5 protein-coding genes are annotated in these 7342 nt (G+C 39.5%); 2 read left to right on the top strand and 3 right to left on the bottom strand.

The genetic code is table 11. The features are described 5' to 3' along the window. The first annotated feature begins 1361 nt into the window (after positions 1-1361). A complete protein-coding gene (locus tag KV40_RS21970; protein ID WP_052055822.1) occupies positions 1362-3143 on the top strand; it encodes a cytochrome c biogenesis protein ResB in 1782 nt (593 codons plus the stop codon). Between the two features lie 63 nt (positions 3144-3206). Here the strand turns inward: KV40_RS21970 and KV40_RS21965 are convergent, their stop codons facing one another. Further along, positions 3207-3575: a calcium-binding protein gene (locus KV40_RS21965; RefSeq protein ID WP_036485988.1), complete on the bottom strand. Its 369-nt coding sequence runs from the start codon at positions 3573-3575 to the stop codon at positions 3207-3209. A 14-nt stretch (positions 3576-3589) separates the two neighbouring features. Here KV40_RS21965 and KV40_RS21960 point away from each other — a divergent pair, with 14 nt between their 5' ends. Next, positions 3590-5308, top strand: a complete 1719-nt coding sequence (locus KV40_RS21960; protein WP_036485987.1) for a cytochrome c biogenesis protein — start codon at positions 3590-3592, stop codon at positions 5306-5308. Positions 5309-5462: 154 nt separating this feature from the next. Here the strand turns inward: KV40_RS21960 and KV40_RS21955 are convergent, their stop codons facing one another. Both KV40_RS21955 and stpA read right to left on the bottom strand, forming a co-directional pair. Continuing rightward, on the bottom strand, positions 5463-5999 hold the full coding sequence (locus tag KV40_RS21955; protein WP_036485986.1) for a methylmalonic aciduria and homocystinuria type D protein: 537 nt from the start codon (positions 5997-5999) through the stop codon (positions 5463-5465). 6 nt (positions 6000-6005) lie between these two features. After that, entirely contained in the window at positions 6006-7280 is a 1275-nt protein-coding gene (stpA, locus tag KV40_RS21950; RefSeq protein WP_036485984.1) for a glucosylglycerol 3-phosphatase, read from the bottom strand. Positions 7281-7342: the final 62 nt, after the last annotated feature.

Genomic DNA, 7342 nt, shown 5'->3' with positions numbered 1-7342 from the left:
GTGTTAGCAAATAGAGGCTGTGCTTCAGGATAAGCTGTAAACAGATTGTTGTAAAAACTACTAGAAAAACTATCTGCTTGTGGCTTAACTTCATTAAAGCTTTGCTCTAATAATTCTACTTGTAGAGACATAATTATTTAAAAATTTACGTTTGTTCTTAAATTGTTAATTCGACCAGTATTTTTTGTTGTTTAGACAACAAAATTAGCAAAGCTTAACTTCATTAAAGCTTTGCTCTAATAATTCTACTTGTAGAGACATAATTATTTAAAAATTTACGTTTGTTCTTAAATTGTTAATTCGACCAGTATTTTTTGTTGTTTAGACAACAAAATTAGCAAAGCTTAACTTCATTAAAGCTTTGCTCTAATAATTCTACTTGTAGAGACATAATTATTTAAAAATTTACGTTTGTTCTTAAATTGTTAATTCGACCAGTATTTTTTGTTGTTTAGACAACAAAATTAGCAAAGCTTAACTTCATTAAAGCTTTGCTCTAATAATTCTACTTGTAGAGACATAATTATTTAAAAATTTACGTTTGTTCTTAAATTGTTAATTCGACCAGTATTTTTTGTTGTTTAGACAACAAAATTAGCAAAGCTTAACTTCATTAAAGCTTTGCTCTAATAATTCTACTTGTAGAGACATAATTATTTAAAAATTTACGTTTGTTCTTAAATTGTTAATTCGACCAGTATTTTTTGTTGTTTAGACAACAAAATTAGCAAAGCTTAACTTCATTAAAGCTTTGCTCTAATAATTCTACTTGTAGAGACATAATTATTTAAAAATTTACGTTTGTTCTTAAATTGTTAATTCGACCAGTATTTTTTGTTGTTTAGACAACAAAATTAGCAAAATAAAGGCTCAAAATAGCTTTCCGCTCTTCTCTATAAAATATATGAACTACTTCTTTGTTCGAGAATTATTTTTAAATTTATTCAATAAAATAAACTGTAAAATAAACTACAAAATATATCCTGTTTTCTGTTTATTGCATAATAAAATGCAAAAATAGCATAAGAACTTGTATTTATAAAAACAAAAGTCTGTCTATCGACTTTTAAAAATAAAAATTTTGATAGACAGACATTAACATTAAGTTGTCAAGCAGCAATATATGTAACGTTTAAAAATTTCTAAAACTACGTATTGTTTAAAATTAGAGAGTAGCGATCGCATATATTGAAAATAACAAATATATAAAAATTACTGTTTTAATATGCGCAAAAAGAAAATTAATTTGCTGTTATCGCATTGAAGTTATATTTTCGCTAATTTTGATACAAAACAGTTCTGCAAACCAACTAGCCTAAGTAGCATATCCTTACTGAAAAACCCAGATAAATTAAGCAAATATGTTAGAGCGAGTTTGGCGATTTATTGGTTCGGTAAAACTAGCAGTACCTTTATTAAGTGCAATTGTCGGGATTCTTATTTGGGCGACTTTTTATGAATCTCAGGTAGGTTCAACTACCGTACAGCAAGAAATTTATAAAAGTCCCTGGTTTGGGGGACTAATGTTTTTGCTGGCAATAAACTTAGGAATTTCGGCATTAAACCGCTATCCCTGGCGCGGTGCGAGAAAAATTGGTTTTGCTCTTACCCACTTGGGTTTGATTGTCATCATTGCAGGTTCGGCAGCAGTGATTCATTTAGGAACGGAAGGAATGTTGCTGGTAAGAACCGATCGCCCTGCGAGCGATCGCCTGAGAATAGAAGGTAATTTAATTGAAGTTATGTCTGCCGATGGTGAGATTAAGCAAAGCAGTATTTTTGTCAGACAAGACGGCACCGTAAACCCCAGTAAGTTTGCAGGTTTAGAACTAGCAGGCTATACAGAAAATGCCGTACAAACGGTTGATTTTGTTGACAGCGCGACGGTAGATAATCCTGCTGTTAAATTGAGTTTAAAGAGCGATCGCATGGGACAAACCATAACCCGTTCCTTAGCAGTTGCACCTACGGCATATAGTCAGCTTACTTTAGGAATAGCCGAACTAGAAATTGTTGAAGCCGATAGTCAACCCGAACTCCAGCAGTTATTATCGCCACCACAAGAGAAAGCTCATCCCTGGGGAACGATTGAAGTAGCCACAGCAACCAACAGTAAAACTATAGATGTTCTAGAAACCAAATCTCAGCCAGCAAAAATTAAAGACTTACAAATAAAAGTTTTAGACTTCTTTCCCGACTTCCGCTTAGATAAAAATAATTTTCCTACTACCGCCTCGCAACAGTTTAATAATCCTGCGGTTTTATTAGAAGTAGCTTCAAAAAGTGGAATAGAACGCTGGTTTGTATTTGGTAAAGCCGATCTACCCCCCGTTCATACTTTGGTAGAGGGAGACAACATCGAAAATTTACAGCTTGCCTATCAAGTACAGCCCCCAGAAGCCGAAGATTACTTTAAAATTATAGTCAACGAAAACAACCAACTTTACTATGCAGCCAAATCTTCTCATGGCTTTAAATCTGATAGTTTAGCAGTCGGCAAGTCTGTAACTCCTGGTTGGGCAGATTTTCAAATTACTTTAGAAGAATTTATTCCTCACGCTCAAATTCACCGCCAAGTCGTTCCAGTAGAAGATCGCCAACTACAGGGATCGCCAGCACTACTTATTAAAACGCAATCGCAAAACGAAGCTTGGTTGCCCTGGGGAGAACCCACTACTATTAACGATCCAGATGGTGAAATTTTTGCAGCATTTACTCCCAAGCTGATACAAATTCCTTTTGGTATTAAACTGGAAGACTTTATTGTCGATCGCAATGAAGGTTCCGATTCTGTGGCAATGTGGACGAGTAAAATTCGTATCGAAGATAAAGCCAATGGAGTAGTAGAACAACGCAAAGTATGGATGAACCATCCTACCTGGTATCGCGGTTGGAAAATTGCTCAAGCTTCTTGGAATCCTGGGGATTTACAACAGTCTACCCTGCAAGTAAAGCGGGAACCAGCCTGGGTAACAGCTTTAACCTGGATTGGTTCGGCTTTAGTGGTGTTGGGCATTGCCGTAATGTTCTACGCACCAGCTTTAACTCGTAAGTTGCGATCGAGATCTAAAGAAGAAAAACTAGAAACGGCGACAGAAACTACTAATGACAACGAAACTAAAGAATTAACGGGTGTATCGTAAGCTCCCCAATCCCCCAAAGCTTGGGAGATTATAGGGGGCAGGGGATTTAGGGAGCAATATCATTCAGAACTCATATCCTCTCGTTAACCAATAATGCCAATCGGCGATCGCTTCTCTGGTTGTAGCATCCCCATCAATAGGCTTTATGTCTCCAAGACGTGCAGTGAAAATATCTTCTAGTTCGCCTTCTTGGTAGCTAACTTCAACCAACATCTGTCCCAAGCAATCATCTTCTGGTGACATTTCGACTACCGTAACTTCTGTTCCTTTATCTCGTTTGTTACTTATCCACTTAGCCTGAAAAGGAAAGTTGAGTCTATCCTCCAAATAGTAGTACCAACCCATCGCTCTTTCTACTTCGTCATAAGCATCGACTACAGCTTCCATAGTGATTCTTTCTTCGCGAACTTCATCTATTTCGATATCAGACATAAGCAGGTAAATTTATGAAACTACTTAAATTTATTATCGGACTGGTTTTAGGAATTGGAATATTTCTAACTCCCTTTAGTCAATTTCAAGCTACACCTCTAGAACCGTTAAAAGACCTTGCCGTACAGCTAGACGGCAGAAAAAAACCTTTAGATACGGTAGCTAGAGAAACCGTAATTCAAATTCACGGTAGAAACAGCTATCAAACCAAAGACGGAGAAAAATTAGACTATTTACAAACTTACTTGTCTTTATGGTTTAATAACCGCGACTGGAACGAAGAACCGTTTATTTTGTTTAACTATCGTCCCTTAAAAGCAGATTTGGGATTAGACCCCGATAAAAAATATTTTACTTTTGCCGAACTAATGCGATCGCCTTTAAGTTCGACAATTCTTACCGCCAGACAAAAACAGGCAGAAGATATCGATCTAACCAGAGATGAACGGGAAGCTCTAACTATTGAAGATCGCTTGGCTTTGACTATTGCGACGGTAGGCAACGATCGCCTGCCTTTGGTTCCCCATCCTACAAGTATCAAGGGTAAATGGTTGGGAATTAACGAAGCAGAAACCTACTACGATACCGATCGCGCCTCAACAGTTCGACAAGTCTATGAAGATCTCAAACAAGCCTATCGCGATCGCCCGACAGCAGAAATTAGTTTGGGCAATGCTGCCAGCCAGCTACGAGACAAACTAGCTTCTTTAAGTACCCAGGTATATCCCCAAACAGCTACTTTACAAAGAGAAGTCAGGTTCTATCGCCTTCATGCCTTTGGCAAAGCCTGGATACTATATGGCTTGGCTTTTGTAGCTATGCTGATAGTTTTATGGTTTAAATCTCTAGATCTTTACTGGGGTGCGATCGGAATTTTTAGTGCGGGACTGTTAATTCATGCCTACGGCTTTTTAGAAAGAATGCAAATTGCGGGTAGACCCCCCGTAACCAATATGTACGAGTCGGTTATCTGGGTTAGTTTTGGTATTGGCGCGATCGCCGTAATCTTTGAGTTAATCTATCGAGCCAAATATTACCTTTTAGCCGCTGCACCACTGTCGGTATTGTGTTTGGTTCTAGCAGATAGTTTGCCTGCGGTACTCGATCCTACTATCGAACCTCTCGTACCAGTACTGCGAGATAACTTCTGGTTGAGCGTACACGTACCTACTATTACTCTCAGTTACGCCAGTTTCGCCCTGGCATTTGGTTTAGGTCATATTCTGTTAGGACATTATTTATTTGTGCCTCAAGCTGCCGCTAGAATTCGCAGCCTATCTAAATGGAACTATGGCGTACTGCAAGCAGGAGTTTTATTACTAACAACAGGCATTATTTTAGGTGGTATTTGGGCGCATTTTTCCTGGGGACGGTTTTGGGGTTGGGACCCGAAAGAAACCTGGGCATTGATTGCTTTAATGTGTTACGTCGTCCCCTTACACGGTCGTCTAGTCGGTTGGCTAGCAGATTTTGGCATGGCTGTTACTAGCGTGGTTGCTTTCAACGCCGTCCTGATGGCGTGGTATGGAGTTAATTTTGTTCTCGGTACTGGTTTGCACAGCTACGGCTTTGGTACTGGTGGTTCTGAATTAATTGTCGCCAGCTTAGTCGGTTTGGACTTGGTATTTGTATTAGTAACCGCAGCTAAATATAAAGGTTGGTTTATAGCGAGTGAGGAAACTAATAAAGAAACAGGCGATCGCCAAACACCTTCTTTAACTAAAACCAAATAAACAACAGCGATCGCTACTATTGCTTTGTCTATATAATTTAATGAGGGATAAATAGGTGAAGTGCAGAGGATTTTTTCTACTAGAGATTTCCCTTTGCTCTCTGCACCCTGCTCCCCTGCGTAAAGAAGCAGAGGGATTAGATATTGACAGACCACTATTTACTAGTCCATCCCAATAAAGCGATCGCTTTATCCAAAACGGGTTTAAGCTCGTCCAAGCCAGCAGAGGTCAAAATAGTTGAGGGATACATGGCACTGCCCCATTGAGGATGAATAATTAAAGAACAATCATTATAATCGATGACCTCAAACCCCAATAAAGCCTTGACCAAAGCCGCATCACTAAGGGTAATTTCTCCTTCGCGAGAAATAACTGGGTAGCCACTACGCGGATCGCACAAATCGCTAAGTAAATTGCGATCGCGCAAGCCAAACACCAAACTACAGCCAAAGCGAAAAAACTGTTCTCTTAACCTGTCTTTTTCTCGCGCCACTGCTTCGGTATTATGTTCCAGAGATAAACGGGACTGTTGCAAAACTAAAATTACCTGAGTAACAGGTTTATCCCAAGTTGGTAAAAGCTGCTTTTGATTATCGATAATAAACTGACTGGGGCGATCGAGATAGATTTCAACCGCCGTATCAGTCGGCGCGATTAAATTCAAATATGGTTGAGATGTCAAGCCACCCATTAACCACTACCCATTACCTACTCTCTGCTGTGCTGCTTTGGCAAAAACATCAATATATTGTCTATGCCCTTCTGGGAAAACTACATTGAGAGTGAGCGGATCTTCTGTATCGCGCTTATCCCCAGGACCTTCAATGACTTTTAACTCTGGTTCGCTTTGCAGCTTTAACGGTTTGCGGTTTTTAACCTCACCACCACTACTATCGACATAGACGATAACATTACCCGTATCGAATTCGCGACCGATCGCCTGAACCAACTCTAAAAAGCCGCGATCGCTGCCACCCCGACCGAATGTTAGTTCGCCGTCTACTTCTTCGGCGACGCTAGTTACCGTATCACCCACGCCGACTATAGTAGGCATAATTTGCGGCTCGAAGTTTTCGGTAACGACTTTGAGTAATTCTAAATGCTGTTGGGGGGCTTGTCGGGAGTTAAAATCTTTACCCAGAGGATAATTACCAGTCCGTGAATAATAGTAGCGGTTCAAGATTGATAGTACACCTGCCTCTTTGATGCCACCGCGCAGCATAAACTGAAAATCTGTGGTTCCCGAATCTTCATCTTTTGCCCAACGAATTAGTTCTTTCCCTGCTGCGTCTCTACCCAAATTGGGAGCATAATGAATAAAAAAAGAATCTGACAAACCCTGCCGTTGTGCTTCTTGCAGCAGTTCTTCAACTATATCTCGTACTTCTTGTTGAAAACGACGGTAATTTTCCGCCGATAGACCCTCATAAAAAACATTGATATTCGCTGTAGGGGATACTGGATTATCTAATACCGCCGCCTCTACCCAGGTTTCAATGTAGCTGGGTTCTAAACCATAGGCTTCATCGGAAAGTACTTGTTTTAACTGAGTAGTAAGCTTTTGGGGAACTTTATCCAAAAAGCTCATTTCCGCCTCACTGACCCCTGGATGAGTTACATTGCCGTAGCGGTCTTGCCACTGTACGCCACCAGCAGCCAAACCAGGTAAATACAAACCCTGTTGTTTTGCTATTTCTGAATTTTCTAAGGTTTTCTCGACAATGCGATTTACGCCTCTTTTGCCGATATGTTCGCCGTTAGTTAGTACAAAAAAATGCCCCTCAAAGGCAGTGGTTGCTTCTAAATATCTTGCATCGACAACTCTAGTCAAAGGGTCTTTTACCAAACCCATACACACGCCGTCGAGGTCTTGAATAATTAAAATATTTTCTTGTTGGGCGAGTAAATTAACTAAAGCTTCGTGTTCTAAAGATAATGTAAGCCGATCTAAGGAAGTGTTGGCAACAGTCATAGTTATAAATATTCACGCAATACCAAGTTATCCTCAAATCTACCTTACAAGGGTAAATCTGT

Origin of the sequence: Myxosarcina sp. GI1 (assembly GCF_000756305.1) — a bacterium.
In the GTDB taxonomy this organism is placed as follows: Bacteria; Cyanobacteriota; Cyanobacteriia; order Cyanobacteriales; family Xenococcaceae; genus Myxosarcina.
Note: the sequence above shows the minus strand (reverse complement) of the source record. Positions and strands in the feature narration are given on the sequence as shown.